This window comes from Sporomusa sphaeroides DSM 2875 (assembly GCF_001941975.2).
GTDB classification, from domain to species: Bacteria; Bacillota; Negativicutes; order Sporomusales; family Sporomusaceae; genus Sporomusa; species Sporomusa sphaeroides.
Genome location: NZ_CP146991.1, coordinates 2,677,149 through 2,695,423, shown reverse-complemented (window position 1 = coordinate 2,695,423; position 18,275 = coordinate 2,677,149). Strand labels below are relative to the sequence as shown.

The 18,275-nt window shown below is 44.5% G+C and carries 21 protein-coding genes and 1 riboswitch; of the genes, 17 read left to right on the top strand and 4 right to left on the bottom strand.

All coding sequences use genetic code 11. The annotated features are described in order from the left end of the window. The first annotated feature begins 271 nt into the window (after window positions 1-271). The gene (locus SPSPH_RS12750; protein WP_075756793.1) at window positions 272-1,633 is read left to right on the top strand and encodes a hemolysin family protein; all 1,362 of its coding nucleotides are present in this window, start codon (window positions 272-274) and stop codon (window positions 1,631-1,633) included. Between the two features lie 20 nt (window positions 1,634-1,653). Here the strand turns inward: SPSPH_RS12750 and SPSPH_RS12745 are convergent, their stop codons facing one another. Continuing rightward, on the bottom strand, window positions 1,654-1,929 hold the full coding sequence (locus SPSPH_RS12745; RefSeq protein WP_075756794.1) for a hypothetical protein: 276 nt from the start codon (window positions 1,927-1,929) through the stop codon (window positions 1,654-1,656). 130 nt (window positions 1,930-2,059) lie between these two features. Here SPSPH_RS12745 and SPSPH_RS12740 point away from each other — a divergent pair, with 130 nt between their 5' ends. From SPSPH_RS12740 to SPSPH_RS12725, 4 genes are all read left to right on the top strand, one after another. Continuing rightward, window positions 2,060-3,277, top strand: a complete 1,218-nt coding sequence (locus SPSPH_RS12740) for a benzoate/H(+) symporter BenE family transporter (protein WP_338735577.1) — start codon at window positions 2,060-2,062, stop codon at window positions 3,275-3,277. Window positions 3,278-3,390: 113 nt separating this feature from the next. After that, a complete protein-coding gene (locus tag SPSPH_RS12735; protein WP_075756796.1) occupies window positions 3,391-3,690 on the top strand; it encodes an MGMT family protein in 300 nt (99 codons plus the stop codon). A 51-nt stretch (window positions 3,691-3,741) separates the two neighbouring features. Beyond that, window positions 3,742-4,089 (top strand): antibiotic biosynthesis monooxygenase family protein, encoded by a 348-nt coding sequence (locus tag SPSPH_RS12730; protein ID WP_075756797.1) that lies wholly within the window; start codon window positions 3,742-3,744, stop codon window positions 4,087-4,089. 224 nt (window positions 4,090-4,313) lie between these two features. Continuing rightward, entirely contained in the window at window positions 4,314-4,853 is a 540-nt protein-coding gene (locus tag SPSPH_RS12725) for a MarR family winged helix-turn-helix transcriptional regulator (protein ID WP_075756799.1), read from the top strand. 181 nt (window positions 4,854-5,034) lie between these two features. On the opposite strand, the gene SPSPH_RS12720 is transcribed toward SPSPH_RS12725, so the two are convergent. Then, on the bottom strand, window positions 5,035-5,712 hold the full coding sequence (locus tag SPSPH_RS12720) for a hypothetical protein (RefSeq protein ID WP_075756925.1): 678 nt from the start codon (window positions 5,710-5,712) through the stop codon (window positions 5,035-5,037). 458 nt (window positions 5,713-6,170) lie between these two features. On the opposite strand from SPSPH_RS12720, the gene SPSPH_RS12715 reads away from it, so the two are divergent. The 7 genes from SPSPH_RS12715 to SPSPH_RS12685 all read left to right on the top strand — a co-directional run bounded on the left by SPSPH_RS12715 (window position 6,171) and on the right by SPSPH_RS12685 (window position 14,381). Beyond that, the gene (locus tag SPSPH_RS12715) at window positions 6,171-7,040 is read left to right on the top strand and encodes a LysR family transcriptional regulator (protein WP_075756801.1); all 870 of its coding nucleotides are present in this window, start codon (window positions 6,171-6,173) and stop codon (window positions 7,038-7,040) included. A gap of 360 nt (window positions 7,041-7,400) precedes the next feature. Further along, a complete protein-coding gene (locus SPSPH_RS12710; RefSeq protein ID WP_075756802.1) occupies window positions 7,401-8,291 on the top strand; it encodes a LysR family transcriptional regulator in 891 nt (296 codons plus the stop codon). A gap of 187 nt (window positions 8,292-8,478) precedes the next feature. Further along, on the top strand, window positions 8,479-10,080 hold the full coding sequence (locus SPSPH_RS12705) for an IS1182 family transposase (protein ID WP_109298165.1): 1,602 nt from the start codon (window positions 8,479-8,481) through the stop codon (window positions 10,078-10,080). A gap of 421 nt (window positions 10,081-10,501) precedes the next feature. Further along, a complete protein-coding gene (locus tag SPSPH_RS12700; RefSeq protein WP_075756803.1) occupies window positions 10,502-11,449 on the top strand; it encodes a metal ABC transporter solute-binding protein, Zn/Mn family in 948 nt (315 codons plus the stop codon). Window positions 11,450-11,457: 8 nt separating this feature from the next. Further along, a complete protein-coding gene (locus tag SPSPH_RS12695; protein ID WP_075756804.1) occupies window positions 11,458-12,168 on the top strand; it encodes a metal ABC transporter ATP-binding protein in 711 nt (236 codons plus the stop codon). A 154-nt stretch (window positions 12,169-12,322) separates the two neighbouring features. Next, a complete protein-coding gene (locus SPSPH_RS12690; RefSeq protein ID WP_075756805.1) occupies window positions 12,323-13,354 on the top strand; it encodes a metal ABC transporter permease in 1,032 nt (343 codons plus the stop codon). Beyond that, on the top strand, window positions 13,248-14,381 hold the full coding sequence (locus tag SPSPH_RS12685; protein WP_075756806.1) for a metal ABC transporter permease: 1,134 nt from the start codon (window positions 13,248-13,250) through the stop codon (window positions 14,379-14,381). Before SPSPH_RS12690 ends, SPSPH_RS12685 begins: the two co-directional genes overlap by 107 nt. Window positions 14,382-14,395: 14 nt before the next feature. Here SPSPH_RS12685 and SPSPH_RS12680 read toward each other — a convergent pair whose 3' ends face one another. Beyond that, window positions 14,396-14,896 (bottom strand): metal-dependent transcriptional regulator, encoded by a 501-nt coding sequence (locus tag SPSPH_RS12680; protein WP_075756807.1) that lies wholly within the window; start codon window positions 14,894-14,896, stop codon window positions 14,396-14,398. 293 nt (window positions 14,897-15,189) lie between these two features. Between SPSPH_RS12680 and SPSPH_RS12675 the strand changes: the two genes are divergently transcribed. Next, window positions 15,190-15,375, top strand: a complete 186-nt coding sequence (locus tag SPSPH_RS12675) for a hypothetical protein (protein ID WP_075756808.1) — start codon at window positions 15,190-15,192, stop codon at window positions 15,373-15,375. A gap of 16 nt (window positions 15,376-15,391) precedes the next feature. Continuing rightward, complete coding sequence (locus SPSPH_RS12670; RefSeq protein WP_075756810.1) at window positions 15,392-15,646, top strand: spore coat protein; 255 nt, start codon at window positions 15,392-15,394, stop codon at window positions 15,644-15,646. A gap of 91 nt (window positions 15,647-15,737) precedes the next feature. Here the strand turns inward: SPSPH_RS12670 and SPSPH_RS12665 are convergent, their stop codons facing one another. After that, on the bottom strand, window positions 15,738-16,433 hold the full coding sequence (locus tag SPSPH_RS12665; protein WP_075756811.1) for a YetF domain-containing protein: 696 nt from the start codon (window positions 16,431-16,433) through the stop codon (window positions 15,738-15,740). A 186-nt stretch (window positions 16,434-16,619) separates the two neighbouring features. On the opposite strand from SPSPH_RS12665, the gene SPSPH_RS12660 reads away from it, so the two are divergent. The 3 genes from SPSPH_RS12660 to SPSPH_RS12650 all read left to right on the top strand — a co-directional run bounded on the left by SPSPH_RS12660 (window position 16,620) and on the right by SPSPH_RS12650 (window position 18,180). Beyond that, a complete protein-coding gene (locus SPSPH_RS12660) occupies window positions 16,620-16,742 on the top strand; it encodes a hypothetical protein (protein ID WP_269147949.1) in 123 nt (40 codons plus the stop codon). Window positions 16,743-16,944: 202 nt separating this feature from the next. Then, window positions 16,945-17,007, top strand: a riboswitch (Fluoride riboswitch). Between the two features lie 48 nt (window positions 17,008-17,055). Then, window positions 17,056-17,898: a hypothetical protein gene (locus tag SPSPH_RS12655; protein ID WP_075756813.1), complete on the top strand. Its 843-nt coding sequence runs from the start codon at window positions 17,056-17,058 to the stop codon at window positions 17,896-17,898. A gap of 63 nt (window positions 17,899-17,961) precedes the next feature. Next, a complete protein-coding gene (locus SPSPH_RS12650) occupies window positions 17,962-18,180 on the top strand; it encodes a hypothetical protein (protein WP_075756815.1) in 219 nt (72 codons plus the stop codon). Window positions 18,181-18,275 lie beyond the last annotated feature (95 nt).

Here is an 18,275-nt window from a genome sequence, read left to right as displayed (position 1 = left end):
GCAATCCAGAATGCCGGATTCCCGGCTGAAGGTCTCAGGCTGCTTGACTGAACCTGACAGGAGATTTGTAAATGGCAGGCATTATCGGTATAATAAACATCAATACAAATCTAGTGCGCACCCTGCCACCGCCCGGCGGACGGACAAATTGCGGAAATTGGCTAAGCGGCTGGGATGCTGACAGGAGAGGGAGTCGCCAAGGCAACTCCCTCTTTTGAACTTGAGGTGTAGTTTGAAAACTTTTAATAAAAGGCTTTTATAAAAAGAGGAGGTGAACCAATTCTCCCTGGATATAGGGAGAGTTTGGGCTTTATTGGATACAACATTAGTTGTATGGAATATTTTTCTGGTTATGTTTTTAGTGCTGCTAAACGGCTTTTTTGTTGCTGCAGAATTCGCTATGGTAAAGGTACGCAGTACACGTATTGATACGCTGCTGCAGGAAGGGAATACACGGGCGAAATATGCGAAACGGTTAGTTGATAATCTGGACGCCTATTTATCGGCCTGTCAACTTGGAATTACCTTGGCATCGCTAGGCTTAGGCTGGATTGGCGAACCGGCGATTGCCCGTTTGATTGAGCCGGTGCTGGCAGACTTCGGCTTATCGGGAGCAATAATTCACACTATTGCCTTTGCTATTGCTTTTTCGATCATCACCGCATTGCATATTATTCTCGGTGAATTGGCGCCAAAGTCGCTGGCTATTCAAAAGGCCGACAGTGTAGCCATCTGGACGTCGGTGCCGCTCATCGCATTTTATAAGTTGATGTTTCCGATAATTTGGGTATTAAATAGTATTGCCAACCGGATTTTACGGGCAGTAGGCATTGAAGTGGCAAGTGAGCATGAAGCTGCCCATACTGAGGAAGAAATCCGAATTTTGATGGAAGAAAGCCATCAGCAGGGATATATTAATCAGACAGAACTTACGTATGTCGATAATATTTTCGATTTTGCCGAAAGGCATGTGAATGAAGTTATGATCCCCCGCACTGATATGGTTTGCCTTTATGCCGAGGACGCCTTTGCCGTCAACCTGGACAAGGCTTTGGACGAGCAACTTACCCGTTATCCGGTTTGTGACCCGGATAAAGACAATATTATCGGTTTTGTTCATATCAAGGATTTGCTGGCGGCGCTGGCTAAGGGCGAGACTCCTGCGTTAAGGGAAATAACACGAAATATTATGGCTATACCGGAAACGATGCCGATCAGCAGCTTGCTCAAGCTGATGCAAAAGAATCAGGCGCAAATTGCGCTTGTGATTGATGAATATGGCGGTACAGCCGGTTTGGTGACGGTCGAGGATATTCTGGAGGAAATCGTCGGTGAAATCCAGGATGAGTTTGATGAAGAGCGGCCGGTTGTCGAGATGCGGGCAGATAATGTTCATTCAGTGGATGGGCGTCTGCTCATTGATGAAGTTAATGAAGTGTTCGAAATGGACTTGGATACAGGGGTTGTTGATACGATTGGCGGTTGGATGACGGTTCGAGTAGAGATGCCGCCTCGGATTGGTCAGCAGGTCGATTATGACGAATATACGTTCATAGTTGAGGAAGTGGATAACATGCGGATTACCCGGGTGCTGGTGCGTAAGCTTGCTGCTGAGGCGGAATTGACAGATTAATCCGTGACAGAGCCGGAAGGCTATGAGACGGCAATAAGCAACACAGCTGCAGGGGTTAGAATCTTGAAAATACTATATGGCAATAGGTTGTTGGAGCGTGTCACAAATGCTGTTTTAAAAAACATTTTGTGACACGTTCGCTTTTTTATGCAGTCTTGATCGTGCAGAACCTGTACATCCTCGTCCCGGACCAGCAAATCTTTCGTCAGAGTGCCTTTGATAGTTTGGAGGAAAGCATTGCGGTAGCCGGTGTAAATCTTTGCTGCCGCAGAACGATCGGCGGCTTCAATTTTCATAGTTACTTGTATTTGAACAGTATGCCTTATATAATTACGATACAGGAGGATGTATAACCAAAGTTGGAGAAGATATTCGCTGCCAGTTAGAATATACGGGAAAACTTAAGCAGAGACAACATATGCTTTAATGTTCTGGGGGGGAATATATCTGAACGTTTTTAAGATGGTTACTCAGGCGGAGAGAGGTAACCCTTTACGCGATTTAAATCCAAGAAATATGGCAGCAGGAATTGTTACTTCATTATTAGCCATCGCCGGTCCGCCAGCCATTATTTTAGAGGCGGCGGTGAATGGGAATTTTTCAACCTATCAAACGATACTCTGGTTTTTTGCGATATATGTCGGCGGTGGGATTTTTGGTATTATTTTGCCGCTACGCTATCGCATGCCGATCGTAGGGGCTCATTCCATTACCGGAGTAGCCTTTTTAGCCACAGTTACCAGTCAATTTACTTATTCGGAGCTTATCGGCGCTTATCTTTTATCCGGTTTATTAATACTGGCGGTAGGGACGTTGGGTACTTTTTCTAAATTATTGGATTATGTTCCCAAAGAGATTATTTCAGCGATGCTGGCCGGAATGGTTACTAAATATATGATAAATTTTATTGTGTCCACCAGCCAATTCTTGTTGGTTGGCGGCGGTGCCTTACTGGCTTTTTTGTTTTTCAGCAAAGCCAATACGCGAATTCCGCCAATATTGGCAGCAATTATAACCGGGAGCATTCTCTTGCTTTTGTCCCATAATTTTGGCAATACAGGAATGGCGACCGATTTTATATTTCCCCAAGCTCAAGTTCCGGAGTTTGGCTTGGCTAGTTTCCTCTCGGTTGCGGTTCCCTTGGCATTACTTATTTTAAGCAATGATTGCGCGGTGGGGCTTGGAGCTTTAGAACAAAATGATTATCATCCCCCAGTTAATCGAATTGTTACTTTGAGTGGTATCTTTTCAGTTATTGCCGGTATTTTTGGCGGTCAGTCTGCGAATATCGGAGGAATGATGACTGCGATCTGTGCTGCTGAAGAAGCAGGTCCGAAGGAAGCGCGTTATATGGGGGCGGTTGTTTCCGGCAGCATTATTCTTATTTTTGGATTGTTTGCGTGGAAGTTTGTTCCCTGGATTCAGGCTTTGCCGAGTGCTTTTATTGGAATCCTGGGTGGTTTTGCATTGCTTGGCGTCTATATAAACAGCCTGCAAATTAGTTTTTCCCGGCCATCGATGAAACTTAGTGTAACTTTTGCCTTTATGATTGCTCTGGCGAATATTACAATTTTAAATATTAGCGCTCCGGTATGGTCATTGCTTGCCGGGACCATCATTGCCCGGTATGTTGAAAAGAGTTGATGGACGGTAATTTCCAGCGAGAAAATCGCAGCAACTAAGCTAAAGGTGTTCCGGTCTTTTGGGTATTGAATTTATAATGAAACAATTATAAACAAGTCGAGGGTGAGTTAATTTTGAATTCGAATCCGTTTTTTCAGCAAGTGTACGCCGTTGTTGAGCAAATACCTTATGGCAAAGTGGTATCCTATGGCCAGATTGCCCGGATGCTGGGACGCCCCCGCGCGGCGCGTGTGGTTGGCTGGGCTATGCGTTGTTGCCCGGATCATTTGCCGTGGCAGCGGGTTGTTATGGCAGACGGTTCCATTACAGGCGGCATGTATGCAAATATCCGCAAGGCTCTTTTGGAAGCCGAAGGTGTGCCTTTCCTAATGGACGGCCGCGTTGATATGAAGTCATGCAGTTGGCCCGGATGAACTATTAATCCATTCACACTGCAAATATTTATAGAAAAAAGGTGTATGTAAGTGATATTAGTTTTATTTGAAGTTACAGTTAAAAAGAGTTATATAGATGAGTATCTTGCCTTAGCTGCTGACCTTAAAAATGAGCTTGTAAAAAGTGTAGGATTCATACGTGCAGAGCGTTTCGCCAGTCTTGTAAATGAAGGAAAACTGCTTAGTCTGTCTGTTTGGGAAAACGAGGAAGCGGTAAGTAAATGGCGCAATCAAACAGAACATCGTATGAGTCAGCGACAGGGATATGCTTCAATGTTTGAAAGCTACACTATTACAGTTGCGTCTCAACTTCGCAGTTATAGCAATAGCGAACGGTCAGATGCTCCGGCAGATTCCAATAGGTTACTTAGCCAGTAAATTTGGAATGTGAGACGATGGATAGAAAACTATTTTCTAGGGGCTATAGTAGGAATTATTTATATGTCAAAACGCTCAATCAGCCATTTTAGCTGTGATGAGCGTTTTTTTATATAGCAAGCTAATTATAACGTTATTTTCCAGGGAAAAGATATTGACAAATTATTAAGGTACCTTTATTATGTATTTAAGGTACCTTAATAAAATACAAGGAGCAGATAAGTATGGAAAAAGAAAATATCAGCTTAACTGAAAGATTCATCATGCTTAGTCGTTTATTCATGCAAAAGCACCATCAGATGGGGGCAAGCCATCTTCATGATCCTTATCGCGGGCAAGGCCGAATTCTGTCTTTGCTCAAGATGCAACCGGAAATGAGCCAAAAGAAACTCGCGTATTTACTTGGCATACGACCACAATCTTTGGGAGAATTATTGACTAAACTGGAACAAAACGGTTATATCACCCGCACACCCTCAGCTGAAGACAAGCGCGCCATGGATATCAAGTTAACAGATGAAGGGGCAAAGGTGGCTGCAGAGAATGAACAGCGGCGTGCCCAAAAACTCGCAGCAGACGAGATGTTCCAAAGCTTGAACAAAGAGGAACAAGAGATTTTGGCTGGGTATCTAGACCGCATTATTGCTACGTTAAAAGAAACACTTGGCGGCGAACAACCTGATTTTCACGGACATGGGCCGCACGCGCATTGTTTTGCAGGCCGTCATATGGGGTTTGGCCGGCGTGGTAGAGAAGATTTCTAAAATACGAATTAGCTCATGAAGGTTTTACTAATATTAAAAAGGTTAGGAAATGGAAAAAGCTTATGAACTCTTAATTGCTAAGGATTCATAGACTTTTTCACCGGAGAGATTAAGTTCAGGTTTTTCTTTTTGTCGAGAGTGCAAATAAAATAAATACTATCCCTGGATTTAGGTCTTCTTACTAGTTAAAGGACCTCAGTTGCTTTAGGTCTAATCCAAACATGAGGTCTAATAAGTGAATGCCATTTTTTTCACCAAGATTGATGCCTTTTATACAGGCAGTGCAATAACAGACAACTTCGTGGGAGTTAATTTTATCGCAGTGTTTTTTCATTAATGCTGCCTGTTTCTCTTCTGTATGCGGAATAAAAAGGCCTTCAGCATTTTCAATGAAGCGATTTGGGGCAAATTCTCCATTTTGTTTAGGCAGCGGCTCATAGAGTGAAACTCCGCAAAATCTTGTTTTATTGTAGTTTTCATCTAATTCTTCGATATTGATGTTCATTCTTTGTAAGATTCTACGGACTGCTTTTTGTTGAGCGGCATTGTCATAGCTACGCCAGCAATCCTGCAGAGCCATTTTCCGGTGGTTGTAATCTGGAAAAGAGAAGTGTGTATCTTCTGCTAATAACTCCCAAACAGAGATTATTTTTTCCGCAGCAGAGTCTTCCAGGCAAAATGCAGAACAGGTATTACAAATATAAATCACTGTATCATCACTAGTAAGCTGCTTGTGAAAGGGCCTGCAACATCCCCCGATTTGAATATCATAATTCTCTGAGAGATAGTTCTTTATTCTCTTGCTGGCTTCCGGGGAGTGGGCGGTAAACTTGCAACTGGGTAAATAAATCGCTGACATTTTAAGCACCTTCTTCTTATGCATCATCTTCATGCAATAGCTATTGCTTGTAAGTGTATGCTTATAGTCGGATGAAATCAATGATAATTTTCAAGGTTCTTTTTTGATGGGAGCCTTTCGTGTAACTAACTCACCTTCTCATTTTACGGTTAATTTTTGTACTCTTTTCTTTCATTGCTGGTTTCAACTGCTGAAATATAAATAGCAATTAAATAAAATATAAGCATTTCCATTTTTCATTTCCTCCTCATAATACTTTGTTCTTGATTAAAGTATAGTCCTGCTGCATTGAACTGTGAAATTGGCAATCGTTATTGAATCAATAAGGTTTTCTTAGCAAGCAGATTCACATTACCCAGCAGGAGAAAGCAGTTGGATTTAGAAGAATATAATGAATTATGTCCATCATAGTTTTACGATGGCAAAACTGACAGGCTAATGGGACAAAGAGGTGAAATATGGACATTCAGCTTTTCCAGACTTTTTTGATGGTCGCAAAACTTGGCAACATGACTCAAGCGGCAGAACAATTGAACTTTACCCAGCCAACGGTTACTGGGCAGATACGCGCGTTAGAGCAAGCCTTTGGCGTCATGCTATTTGACCGGGTCGGGAAAAAACTGTTTATTACTGATGCTGGACGGGAATTGATTGCTTACGCGGAAAAGCTATTGGCGATCTATGATGAGGCTCACAAGGCATTAAGCGCTCATCCGGGGAATATCAAAATTGGCATTTCGACAACCACAGTCAATTATATTTTGGCGCCCTATCTCCAGACCTTTCAACAACAAGTACCCCATTGCTCAGTTACTATGGAAATGTGCTCTCATGCAGCCACTGTTCCAAAAGGCATTGCGGAAAATCGCTTTGATTTGGGAATTATTCAAAAAGAACTGTCGTTGGATTATCTGACTGGATTTGAAGTCTTCAAAGAGCAATTGGTTTGGGTCGTACATCCAATGGTTGCTGAAAAATTCAAGCACAGCACGGACATTTTGGAATATCCTCTGTTGGGCTATAAAGCAGGGGGATTATTTCGCTCGTTATATGACAAAACGCTTGGACGGAAAAAAAGTGAACCGTCCATTGTCTACAACGATGCGGAAGCCATGAAAAACTCTATTTTACAGGGATTGGGATGTGGTGCCTTGCCGCTAAATCTGGTCAAAAACCTGCTTGCAGACGGCTCGTTAATTGAGTTTACGAATGTTCCCCGGCCAGAGTTTAGTGTCTGGGTCGTATATCACAAGGAAAAGAAATTATCGCGAGCTGCAATGAAGCTGATTGATATTCTGAAAGGCGAAAAGAGCGGCACGACAGAATAACTTACAGAGAGAACACAATATCCACTGCCTGTTATCAGCTAGACAACAGGCAGTGGATATATTCATACAGAGGTAGATGTCTATGGGCTAGACTATGCCAGCAGCTTACGTGACGAATTTTCGCAGTTTAGCATGTCCTGGTGGGCACGCTGCCCCTAAGGGTCAATATTGCTATCAGTTTTTGTTTATTCACAGTATATAACTCCACTCTGCAATCATCATGAGGTGATTATACCTTTTTAATTGATTATAGATTGGTAAGGCATGAATAACAAATAATTATAAAGAATCCACTCCCATAGTTTGCAAGAATGGATGAAAGATGTATACTATCACTAAGAACTTTGGGGGTGTGGATTTATGGAGCTTAGAGTGTTGCGATATTTCTTGACGGTCGCAAGGGAAGAAAGCATTACCGGAGCAGCGAAAGCACTTCATGTATCTCAACCTACGCTTTCTAAACAGCTTATGGATTTGGAGAAAAAGTTGGGTCAAGTCTTGCTTATTCGTGGGAATAGAAAAATCACCTTGACAGAAGAAGGAATGCTGCTTCGTAAGCGGGCGCAGGAAATTATCGACTTAGTAGATAAAACTGAAGCAGAATTGCATCAATCGGATGAAGTAATTAGCGGCGATGTTTATATTGGCTGTGGTGAAACAGATGCCATGCGTCTGATTGCCCGAACTGTGAAACAGATGCAGATGGTATATCCTTATATCCGCTATCACCTATTTAGCGGCAATGCCGAGGATGTTACCGAACGGATGGACAAGGGGCTATTGGACTTTGGTGTTCTGATTGGAGCCACAGAAATAGATAAATATGATTATATTAGCCTATCGGCAGTAGACACCTGGGGGCTGCTTATGAGAAAAGACAGTATGTTGGCGGCTTCTGCCCACATTAAACCAGAAGCTTTGCGGGACATACCAATAATCTGCTCCAGACAGGCGCTTGCCTGTAATGAATTGTCGGGATGGCTGGGTAATAATCTTGAAAATCTGAATGTCATAGCAACCTATAATCTAATTTATAATGCTGCGCTTATGGTTGAGGAAGGCGTGGGGTATGCCTTAGGCTTGGACAAGCTGGTGAATACTACCGAAAAGAGCAGTCTCTGCTTTATACCATTGGAGCCGCGCGTAGAGGCACACCTGCATATAGTATGGAAAAAGCATCAGGTGTTCTCAAAAGCGGCAGGGGCTTTTCTTAAAAAACTGCAAGAACTTCTGGCGTTACCTAGTAAATAGCGCCGACCTTCTGCCACTGGGAGGGAAAGCGTCCGGCTATACCTATAAGTCATTACACATCTAAAGCAGCCGTCTTCCTGATATAAAAGAGGCTGTCGCACTAAGATAGCCCCGAAAAACAAAAAAAATGGCAACCGGCAGTAGCCGGGAGCCATTTTTTTGTTGTAAAGTCAAGGTTGTGAAGAACATGAAAATACAAGCAAATTATACAACAGACACAAATATATATCAACTAGTCTTGCCGATGGACATCGGCGAGATGATCCCAGAAGATGACTCGGTACGGTTACTCAGCGCAGTGTTAGAAAGGCTGGATTATAGCAAACTGTACACTACGTACTCCCGAATGGGGAGAATCGAGAGATCACCGAAGCGTCTATTTAAAGTTCTTGTCTATGGGTACATGAACGGCATCTATTCCAGCCGCAAGCTAGAACAGTCTTGTCGTCGGGACGTTAACTTCATGTATTTGCTGGGTCGAGAAAAAGCACCCGACCACGCCACCATCGCCCGGTTTCGAAGTGAACGACTAACGGAAGTACTTGATGACCTGTTTGCTCAGCTTGTCGAGCAGCTAGCCGCTGCAGGCGAACTGTCATTGTCGAGTGTATTTATTGACGGTACCAAACTAGAGGCCAATGCCAACCGGTACACATTTGTCTGGAAGAAGTCGACACAAACCCAGGAACAAAAGATGCAAGCCAAAATGAAAGAGAAACTGCCGGCATTGGCAGCGAAATTTGGGCTGCGTTTTTCCATCGGTTCAACGATCAAGGCCCAAAGCTTGAAGAAGCTGCGCAAACGGCTAAAGACGCTGCAAACCCAACAACAGATTGTCTTTGTTCACGGCAAGGGGCAACGGAAAAGCGAACTGCAGCGGGCGGTAGAAATGGTGGAACACTACCTGGCCCGACAGAAGAGCTATGACGACTACAACCACAGCTTCGGGGAACGAAACAGCTTTTCAAAAACAGATCGGGATGCCACCTTTATGCGAATGAAAGAAGATCATATGAAAAATGGGCAGTTAAAACCAGGATACAACGCCACCTTGGCAGTGGATGCCGAATATATTGTAGCTGCGAGCATTACGCAGGAGCGAAGCGACAGCCAGAGCTTGATCCCCATGCTAAAGAAGCTTCAGGGACTGGGGTATACCAAGCCGGTAGCCGATTCGGGATTTGAGAGTGAAGAGAATTATACCTGGTGCGAAGAAAATGGGCAAACAGCCTTCATCAAACCGGCTACTTACGAGGCTAGCAAAACCCGCAAGTACAAAAGCGACATTGGCAGAAGAGAGAATCTGGCATATGATGCCGAAAGCGACAGCTACCGCTGTTATGGAGGCCATCCCATCCAGGCAGCGTATGAAAAAAAGACTCGATCAAAGGCCGGTTATGCCATCACAACAACGGTATACACTTGCACAGAGTGTGCAGGCTGCCAGCATAAAACGCAATGCATCAAAGGAGCAAGCAAAAAGCCGCTGGAAGAGAGGAGCAAAAATTTGCATGTCTCGAAAACCTTTCTGAGGCAGCGCAAAGAAATGCAGGAGCGCATCCAAAGTGAAGAAGGTATTTTGTTACGCGTGAACCGCTCGATTCAGGTGGAGGGAGCCTTCGGTGTACTGAAAGAAGATATGGGCTTCCGGCGTTTTCTTATGAGAGGCAGCATCAAGGTGCAAACCGAGTTTCTATTGCTGTGCATGGGGTATAACCTAAACAAACTCCACAACAAAATCCGAAGTGGTCGCTGTGGAACTTACTTGCATATTCCCAAAGCAGTCTGACAAATACAAATAGACCTTTTTATTGGGGAAGGGGCTTCCTCTGTTTTGCTATGGCCATAAACGGAAGAAGAACTTCCTTTTTCATTCTTTTTCGCCTGGATTTTATCTGCTCAAGAAAAGAAGGCTGCCACAAAGCGCTTTTTTCAAAAAGCATTTTGCGACAGCCCTTTTTATATGGGCAACATTTTTACTGGAAAGGGTTTCAATTCTGTACGGTATTTCTGGAAATAAATAAGTTTATCAAAATGTTAGCCACGGGAACCATTTGTAGCCAATCGCATAATATATTCTACCGGTGTATCGATTAGAACTGGCCTGCAGGCTCAAATATTCAATAAGGAGTGTTGCGTTTAACTACTTATCATTGCAAGTATTACCTTGCAAGACAAAATTTCATATCAATTGAGGAGGTTCGTAATCAATGAAAATAAAAACAATCTGGATATTGGTGCTCCTGCTTATTACTGGGCTATTTACAGCCGCTTGCGGTTCAGATGGTCAACGGTCAGCCCAGTCTGTTCACGCTAAACCTCATATCGTTACAACAACTACGATGTTAACCGATTTGGTGCAAGTCATTGGCGGTGACTATGTGACTGTGGAAGGGTTGATGGGAGCAGGTATCGACCCTCATCTGTACAAACCAAGCGCCGGGGATGTTAACAAAATGAGCAAAGCCCGTTTAATTATTTATAATGGTCTGCATTTAGAGGGGAAGATGAGCGATGTGTTTGCACAAATGCAGAAGGCGGGAGTTGCTACGCTGGCGGTAGGTGAAACGCTTGACAAGTCCAGATTGCTTGAATCTGAAGAGTTTGACGGAAACTACGATCCGCATATCTGGTTTGATGTACAAAACTGGATGTTGGCTGTGGCAAAAGTAAAAGAAGCCTTAATTGCTTTGGAACCGGCTCATAAAGAGCAGTTTGAGCAAAATGCCGCCGCATATATTAGCAAACTGAACGCGCTACATAGTTATGTGCAGGCGCAAGCGAAACGGGTGCCGGAACAGTCCCGGGTGTTAATTACCGCACATGATGCGTTTAACTATTTTGGCAGGGCTTACGGTTTTGAAGTTAAAGGCTTGCAGGGCATCAGCACGGCAGCGGAAGCCGGTACTGCCGATGTGCGGGAGTTGGCCGACTTTATTGTACAAAACAAAATTGCGGCAATCTTTGTAGAGACTTCTGTTCCTAAAAAAACCATTGAAGCTTTGCAGGAAGCAGTAAAGGCGCGTGGGTTTCAGGTGCAAATCGGCGGTGAATTATTCTCCGACTCATTAGGAGAATCAGGCACTCCGACAGGTACTTATACCGGAACGATTGAGCACAACATTAATACCATAGTTAAGGCATTATTAGCGGAATAGGAGGTCCTATGCAAGAAGCAGCGTTAAAAATAGAAGATTTAACAGTCGCCTATCAGGAGCGGCCGGTTATCTGGAATGTCAACCTGGAAATACCTTCGGGAATTTTGATGGCAATTGTGGGGCCTAATGGTGCGGGAAAATCAACTTTGATTAAAACTGCACTCGGGCTGGTTCGTTCGGCGGCAGGGAGAATCTCCTTTTGGAACAAACCGTACCAGGAACAACGGAAAAAAGTCAGCTATGTACCGCAACGGGGCAGTGTTGACTGGGATTTTCCCACCAGTGTATTTGATGTCACTCTAATGGGGCGCTATGGTTCATTAGGCTGGCTGCGCCGTCCGCGGGACTATGACCGGCAACTGGCAATGCGCGCGCTGGAGCAAGTTGGCATGGAAAGTTTTGCCGAGCGGCAAATAAGTCAATTATCCGGGGGCCAGCAACAACGCGTTTTTTTAGCCAGAGCATTAGCACAGGATGCAGAAATTTACTTTATGGATGAACCCTTTCAAGGCGTAGATGCCAAAACAGAGAAAACAATTGTAAAATTGCTGCAGCAGCTGCGGACTGAAGGAAAAACTGTTGTGGTGGTGCACCATGATTTGCAGACTGTGCCGGAATACTTTGACTGGGTCACACTGCTAAATGTCAAACTGATCGCCAGCGGCACCATTGAGGATGTATTTACCGACGACCTCATTAAATTAACTTATCGGTCTTAGCATATCCCAAAGTTTCCCACGCCTAAAAAAGTTTCCCGGTGTAAATCAGGGAACAGGATATTTCAGCAAGGAGCGCGCAGCGCCCTGGGTTCAGGCAGACTGCCCGCTCTCTTGCTGAACTTATGGTTCAGAAGATAAGAATGGAAGTGATACTATGACATTACCCGCCATACTGACCCTGGACTATACTTTTGTGACGGTGGCCCTGGGGTCAGCCATATTCGGATTGCTAAGCGGCACTCTGGGAGTTTATGAGGTGCTGCGTAAACGCAGTTTAATTGGCGATGCGATTTCCCATGCAGCTTTACCGGGTATTTGTCTGGCGTTTATTTTGACCAATACCAAAACAACCTCCCTGCTGCTAATTGGTGCTTTGGTGTCAGGCTGGCTGGCTGCATTGGCTGTATTAGCCGTTTCACGTTATACCAAGGTGAAATATGACACTTCCCTGGGAATGACTCTATCAGTCTTTTTTGGCTTTGGCCTGGTCCTGCTTACTTATATTCAGAAAACGCCCAACGCGAATCAGGCCGGGTTAGAAAAATTTCTTTTCGGTCAGGCGGCGACCCTGCTAAGCCGTGATATCCAGATGATGGCGGGTATCGCCGCTATTGTGCTCCTATTGGTGCTGCTTTTCTGGAAAGAATTCAAGATTTTGTGCTTTGACTATGAATATGCTGCAAGTCTTGGATTTTCTGTAAAGCTGTTAGATGTTTTTTTGACCGGGCTGGTGGTGTTGTCAATTGTCATTGGCTTGCAGAGTGTCGGGGTGGTATTGATGAGCGCTATGTTGATCTCGCCGGCGGTTGCCGCCAGGCAATGGACAGATCGCTTGTCTGTTATGACTTTGTTGTCGGCATTGTTCGGTGCAGCCGCCGGCATCATCGGGACGATGCTCAGTTCGCTGGGGTCCCGGGTTCCTACAGGGCCGGTCATTATTATCGTGGTGACCTGTATTGTAATCATTTCCCTGCTGGCAGCTCCTAGGCGGGGCTGGTTATGGCGCAAATTCGCAGAAACAGGCAAGCGGCTGCAAGCAAACTCCAATACCGGAAACTTAGCAAAAGGAGAGAATTCGTATGAACCAGGCGCAATTGGAAATATTGAATATTGCCATTGTAACCGCTGCCGCTTGTTCCCTGCCAGGTGTATTCCTGATTTTAAGAAAAATGGCGATGATGAGTGATGCTATCAGCCATACCATCTTATTAGGAATTGTTATCGCTTTCTTTATCACGCATGACTTGAACTCGCCCTTGTTACTCATCGGTGCAGCTTTGATGGGACTTGTGACCGTATTTTTGGTCGAATTTATTCAAAAGGTCCAAAAAATTAGTGAAGATTCATCCATTGGCTTGGTATTTCCCCTGTTATTTAGTATTGGCGTGCTGCTCATCAGCCGCTATGCCGGTGACGTTCATTTAGACACAGACGCTGTATTACTAGGGGAACTGGCGTTTGCCCCGTTTGACCGGTTAGTTGTAAATAATGTTGATATCGGACCCAAATCACTCTATGTTATGGCCTGCATTCTTAGCCTCAATCTCGGCTATATCGGTTTGTTTTACAAAGAATTGAAACTGGTTACTTTTGATCCAATACTGGCAGGTGTTCTGGGAATTTCGCCGGCCATAGTCCACTATTCGCTGATGACAATGGTCTCGGTAACCGCGGTAGGAGCTTTTAATGCCGTTGGCGCGATCTTAGTGGTTGCATTAATGGTTGGACCGCCGGCTACCGCCTATTTTATCACAGAGAAACTACAGCATATGATTTTAGCCAGCGTGTTTTTCGGTATCCTTAGTGCGGTGACCGGTTATGCGGCATCTTTTTGGCTGGATGTCTCGATTGCCGGCTCCATGGCAACAATGACTGGGTTAATTTTTTTTACCGTAATAATGACAGCGCCCCGGAAAGGGATTATTGCGGTAATCCGGCAGTCGTGTCAGCAAAAATATGAATTTGCCGGTCTGGCGTTGCTCATTCATCTATTAACCCTTGAAGCTAGGAAACCTGGGGGCGGGCAAGAGCAAGCAGATGACCTTGTAGAGCAACTTCAATGGCAAGCATCTTTCTTCCACAAGGTGCTTGACCGGCTGGTTATAAACCAATACGCTGCATTACAGGCAAATGAGATACGAATTACGGCCGAAGGCAGGAGTTATGTGCAGCAAAGTAAATTATACCGCCAGCTATCCGGCTATGAGGTTTAGAAGGGGGTTAAGTATTAGTTGTCAAGGTCGATAGCCGGCGTGGCTTTGGGCAGTGTTTGGCGAAATTCGGTAAAAGCCTGTAAAAAAGCCGGTTGATTTTCTAAAAACAACAAAAAGATTCGGATAGTTTTCAGAAGCTCCAAACTGACATGATGTTCCAGCATTTCGGTGTCCTGGAGCAAGGTACCTGTCAGTCCCAGTTTTTCTAAAAAGTCTTTCAGCATATTATGACGCTGCAAAAGGAACTTGCCCATAGTGGTTCCCTTTTCAGTCAACTGTATAATTCCATAGGGACGATAGATAAGAAAGTCTAATTCTGCCAGCTTTTGTACAATTTTCGTCACTGAAGACGAGCGGACATTAAGCTGATCGGCAAGCTGGTTCATCCGGACATGACCTTCTTTTACACAGTTACGATAAATCATTTCCAGATAATCTTCCATACTTGGCGTTAAAGCCTGCTGTTGCTGAATGAGTAGTTGATAGCCGCGGAAGGTGTGGAAATCGCTTTTCATAACACCACTTCCCAATTCTTATACTAATAATAAACCCTTAGACCGGAAAGACAGCTTTAGATAAAGAAAGTAAAACATTAAGTCATTGGAAAAAGTATATTCAGTATTGATTTTATGCGGATTATCGGTGAATATTCTATCAAGCCGCTCGCTTAGGAAGTGGCTTGGTTCATAAAAAACCACGTCAGGTTTGAGCCCAAAAACAGGGGATTTGAATTACCTTATTTTACCTGAATAATGAAGAATATTTCAATTAATAATAATCGTGAAATATATGGAAAGGAGTGTTAACATTGGCACAATTAAATCAAATGGATCTTCAACATTTACGACACATGATTGGCGGTCATGAAACGGTGGCCAATAAACTGGAAGCATACGCTCAGCAGTGCACTGATGCACAGCTCAAGCAAATGTTTCAAACCGACGCAACAGCAGCCAGAAGCTCGAAACAGAAACTTATGTCATTTTTACAATAAGGAGGCAAGCCAGATCATGAATGATAAAGATATGCTTAATGATTATTTAGCCATGATAAAAGGCAGTTTAGCGACCTATGCTAATGTAATTGCTGAAACAGGCGACTCTCAATTGCGTTCAACCTTTCAACAAATGCGAAACCAGGATGAACAGCGGCAGTATCAGCTTGCTCAAACTGCTATGCAAAAGGGGTATTACAAGCCGGCTGCTCCTGCTGCACCAAACGATATTCAGCAAGTAAAATCGGAGTTAATGAGTTCTTCCTCGTAAGAATCATACCCGATAAAGTAATTAACCCGCAGCATAAAGCTGCGGGTTAATTACTTTATGGCTGAAAATACATAGGTTAATCGCCTTACAATCAAGCATCGTTTTTCTTATCAACATATAGATTACCCTCAGGAGTAAACATTGCCAGCATCACATCTTCAACACTTTTGATGCCTAGGCTGAGCAACTGGAACTCTAGTTTTTGCAGTGTTAAGCCGCTTTTGGCTAATCCCTGTTCGATGACTTTCCCATCAATTATAACTTCTGTACCGGTTAGGCGGCTTACAGGGGCCTGGCCGCCGGCGTTATTTAGGTCTTTTATTGCCGGGCTTTGGTATTCCGGTTTTTTTAATACACTAAGCTGGCCGTCTGATTCAATCAGCGCTTTTTCGACTTGACTGGGATCGAATATCTCTTGTTCCCGGAGCAGTTCCAGGAGATCATTGATATTATAGTATCGCTTTTGTAGATTACCTTCTAAGATTTTACCCCCGTTGATAACCAGAAGCGGTTCAGCTTCAATCATTTTACGGGCGGGAATGAATTTTAGCGACAACACATTCATGGTCAACGCCCATAATGCTGCAACAACCAGAGCAATTATCCCCTCGCGAATACTGAATCCGTCTGTAATAATTGCAGCACCAACATTACCGAGAATTAGACCAATGACAAAATCATAAAAGGTTAACTCAGATAGAGTTCTTCTCCCTAAAATTCTCGTAATGATAAGCAGACAGAGCAAGGTAATTAATGTTCGAATAATTAGTCCAAAATCACTTGCCAAGTCTTGTCCTCCCGGAAGTATTGTCAGCACTATGGTTACAGGCCCGACCTTCTTATTCTATCCGTTAGCCGCTCATGTTATCAGTCAGGTAGCTTACTTTCGAGAGTAGCAAGTACTAATTGTGGAAAAATTGAAACAAAGGATTTTATTTAGGTCCCTAAATCTATAGTAACAGGAGGCTTTACAATGACCGGGGTAGAAATTGACATGGTTGTTTCCGACAGCCTGAAAGCATTGGAATTATACGAAAAAGTATTTGATCTCCAGCGTGTTGAGGTAGCGCGGGCTGTACAGAGCTTCAGCCAGTGACTGAACTGCCTGATTACGGAGTGACCAATGCTATATTTCTCGATGCTTTTGGCTATCAATGGCTGCTGCATCAAGTGCATAAAGCGGTGAGTTTTGAAGAACGCATACGGTTGTGGGAGGAAAAAAGGAATAGTTTTGCAGAAAATTCATGCCAATAGAGGATTGACATTTTTTCCCTGAGCCTGTTATAATAATAAAAATAAAAGTTTGGGGCGATGGAGTTCGCCCGAATCCTGGCTGGCCAGGTGATGACTCCTACCGTAAAGCGGTAGGAGTTTTTATTTTCCAGTATTAGAGGAAAGAAGGGAGCATCATGCTGTCACTGACTGACGTCTGGGCTCGGCAACTGATCGACTGGGAGGAGATACCCGGACTGTTTCGGCCGTTTGTACCTGCTGATCGGCTGCCGCCGTATCTTATTTATTCGCCACCCGATGGCTGGGGTAGTTGCAAGGTGAATGCCCGGTTAACTATGCTGTGTGATAAAAAAATCAGCGTATTGGAAAATACCGTAGATGGTGTCCAGGTTAGTGAATGGCTGCTTGACGACCTGGACTATGTGGAGCAAGGGGCAGTGCATTTATATTCCTGGCTGCGGCTAAGTGGAGTGGCGGTCGGCAGGCCGGCAGTAGTGCAGGTAGAGTATAATGCGGTGGCGGCGGCGTTATTTACGCAGGTGGTGCAGGCTGTGCGCCAGACGTGGGGTGGGGCGAGCCGAGAGGTCCGGGGGGAGGGACAGGAAGCCCTGGAAAGTTTAGCAGCAATTGATTATAGGTTTTGGAATTATGCTAAAGAATGTGTTTTACCGGGAGAGAGGGTATTCACCACAGTATATCAACCAGAGCTCACTATACCGCACTTTCTGTTTTCCCGTCGTCGGCTGACGGCAGCCTATGTGTGCGTACTGACCGACAGGGAACTGATCTTCGTGAGTGATGCTGGCAGCGGCGGGAGTATGGGGCGGTACGGAGTGGTACGCCGTTATATTCCACTGGCGAAAATCAAGGAATGGCAACTGGAGCCGGCGACATGGGATAAAACCGGAGTTTGGCAATTGAAACTGCCCGGAGAGTGCATAGCCATACATTTCTCGGCTCCAGCGCAATCCTCCCTGTTGGTTCTTGCCGCTCTACTGGATGAAATCAGGGGTGGATGAACGGTACACTGATGGGGAAAAACAGTATTGACAGCGCCAAGGAGGCGCAAAGGGGCGAATGATATGACGGAATGGGAGCAATTGTATGCCTGTCTGGCTGAACTGGAGGGAGAATGCGGCGACCTGCTCCGCGGACAGGAGGGGTATCAGCCGGGGCAGGAAATGCTGTTAATGGCCAAAATGGCCAATTTGTATGCACTGCTATTCGTGCTGGAGTGCCGTGACTGCCAGGAAGCCGTTAAGCCGGTGGCAAGAGAGAGTCAAGCAGTGGATAGCAAGTAAATTAACGCCGGATACGTTTGAAAATTCTGCCTTTGTTGCCGTTTCTAATCGATTCTTAAGCCAATTTAGTATATACTGATAGCAGGGATGATATT

Excerpts from the sequence above, each read along its gene's own strand:
- SPSPH_RS12745 (WP_075756794.1), bottom strand. The coding sequence starts at position 1,929 with ATGAAAATTGAAGCCGCCGATCGTTCTGCGGCAGCAAAGATTTACACC.
- SPSPH_RS12740 (WP_338735577.1), top strand. The coding sequence starts at position 2,060 with ATGTTCTGGGGGGGAATATATCTGAACGTTTTTAAGATGGTTACTCAG.
- SPSPH_RS12725 (WP_075756799.1), top strand. The coding sequence starts at position 4,314 with ATGGAAAAAGAAAATATCAGCTTAACTGAAAGATTCATCATGCTTAGT.
- SPSPH_RS12720 (WP_075756925.1), bottom strand. The coding sequence starts at position 5,712 with ATGTCAGCGATTTATTTACCCAGTTGCAAGTTTACCGCCCACTCCCCG.
- SPSPH_RS12715 (WP_075756801.1), top strand. The coding sequence starts at position 6,171 with ATGGACATTCAGCTTTTCCAGACTTTTTTGATGGTCGCAAAACTTGGC.
- SPSPH_RS12710 (WP_075756802.1), top strand. The coding sequence starts at position 7,401 with ATGGAGCTTAGAGTGTTGCGATATTTCTTGACGGTCGCAAGGGAAGAA.
- SPSPH_RS12705 (WP_109298165.1), top strand. The coding sequence starts at position 8,479 with ATGAAAATACAAGCAAATTATACAACAGACACAAATATATATCAACTA.
- SPSPH_RS12700 (WP_075756803.1), top strand. The coding sequence starts at position 10,502 with ATGAAAATAAAAACAATCTGGATATTGGTGCTCCTGCTTATTACTGGG.
- SPSPH_RS12695 (WP_075756804.1), top strand. The coding sequence starts at position 11,458 with ATGCAAGAAGCAGCGTTAAAAATAGAAGATTTAACAGTCGCCTATCAG.
- SPSPH_RS12690 (WP_075756805.1), top strand. The coding sequence starts at position 12,323 with ATGACATTACCCGCCATACTGACCCTGGACTATACTTTTGTGACGGTG.
- SPSPH_RS12685 (WP_075756806.1), top strand. The coding sequence starts at position 13,248 with ATGAACCAGGCGCAATTGGAAATATTGAATATTGCCATTGTAACCGCT.
- SPSPH_RS12680 (WP_075756807.1), bottom strand. The coding sequence starts at position 14,896 with ATGAAAAGCGATTTCCACACCTTCCGCGGCTATCAACTACTCATTCAG.
- SPSPH_RS12670 (WP_075756810.1), top strand. The coding sequence starts at position 15,392 with ATGAATGATAAAGATATGCTTAATGATTATTTAGCCATGATAAAAGGC.
- SPSPH_RS12660 (WP_269147949.1), top strand. The coding sequence starts at position 16,620 with ATGACCGGGGTAGAAATTGACATGGTTGTTTCCGACAGCCTGAAAGCA.
- SPSPH_RS12655 (WP_075756813.1), top strand. The coding sequence starts at position 17,056 with ATGCTGTCACTGACTGACGTCTGGGCTCGGCAACTGATCGACTGGGAG.
- SPSPH_RS12650 (WP_075756815.1), top strand. The coding sequence starts at position 17,962 with ATGACGGAATGGGAGCAATTGTATGCCTGTCTGGCTGAACTGGAGGGA.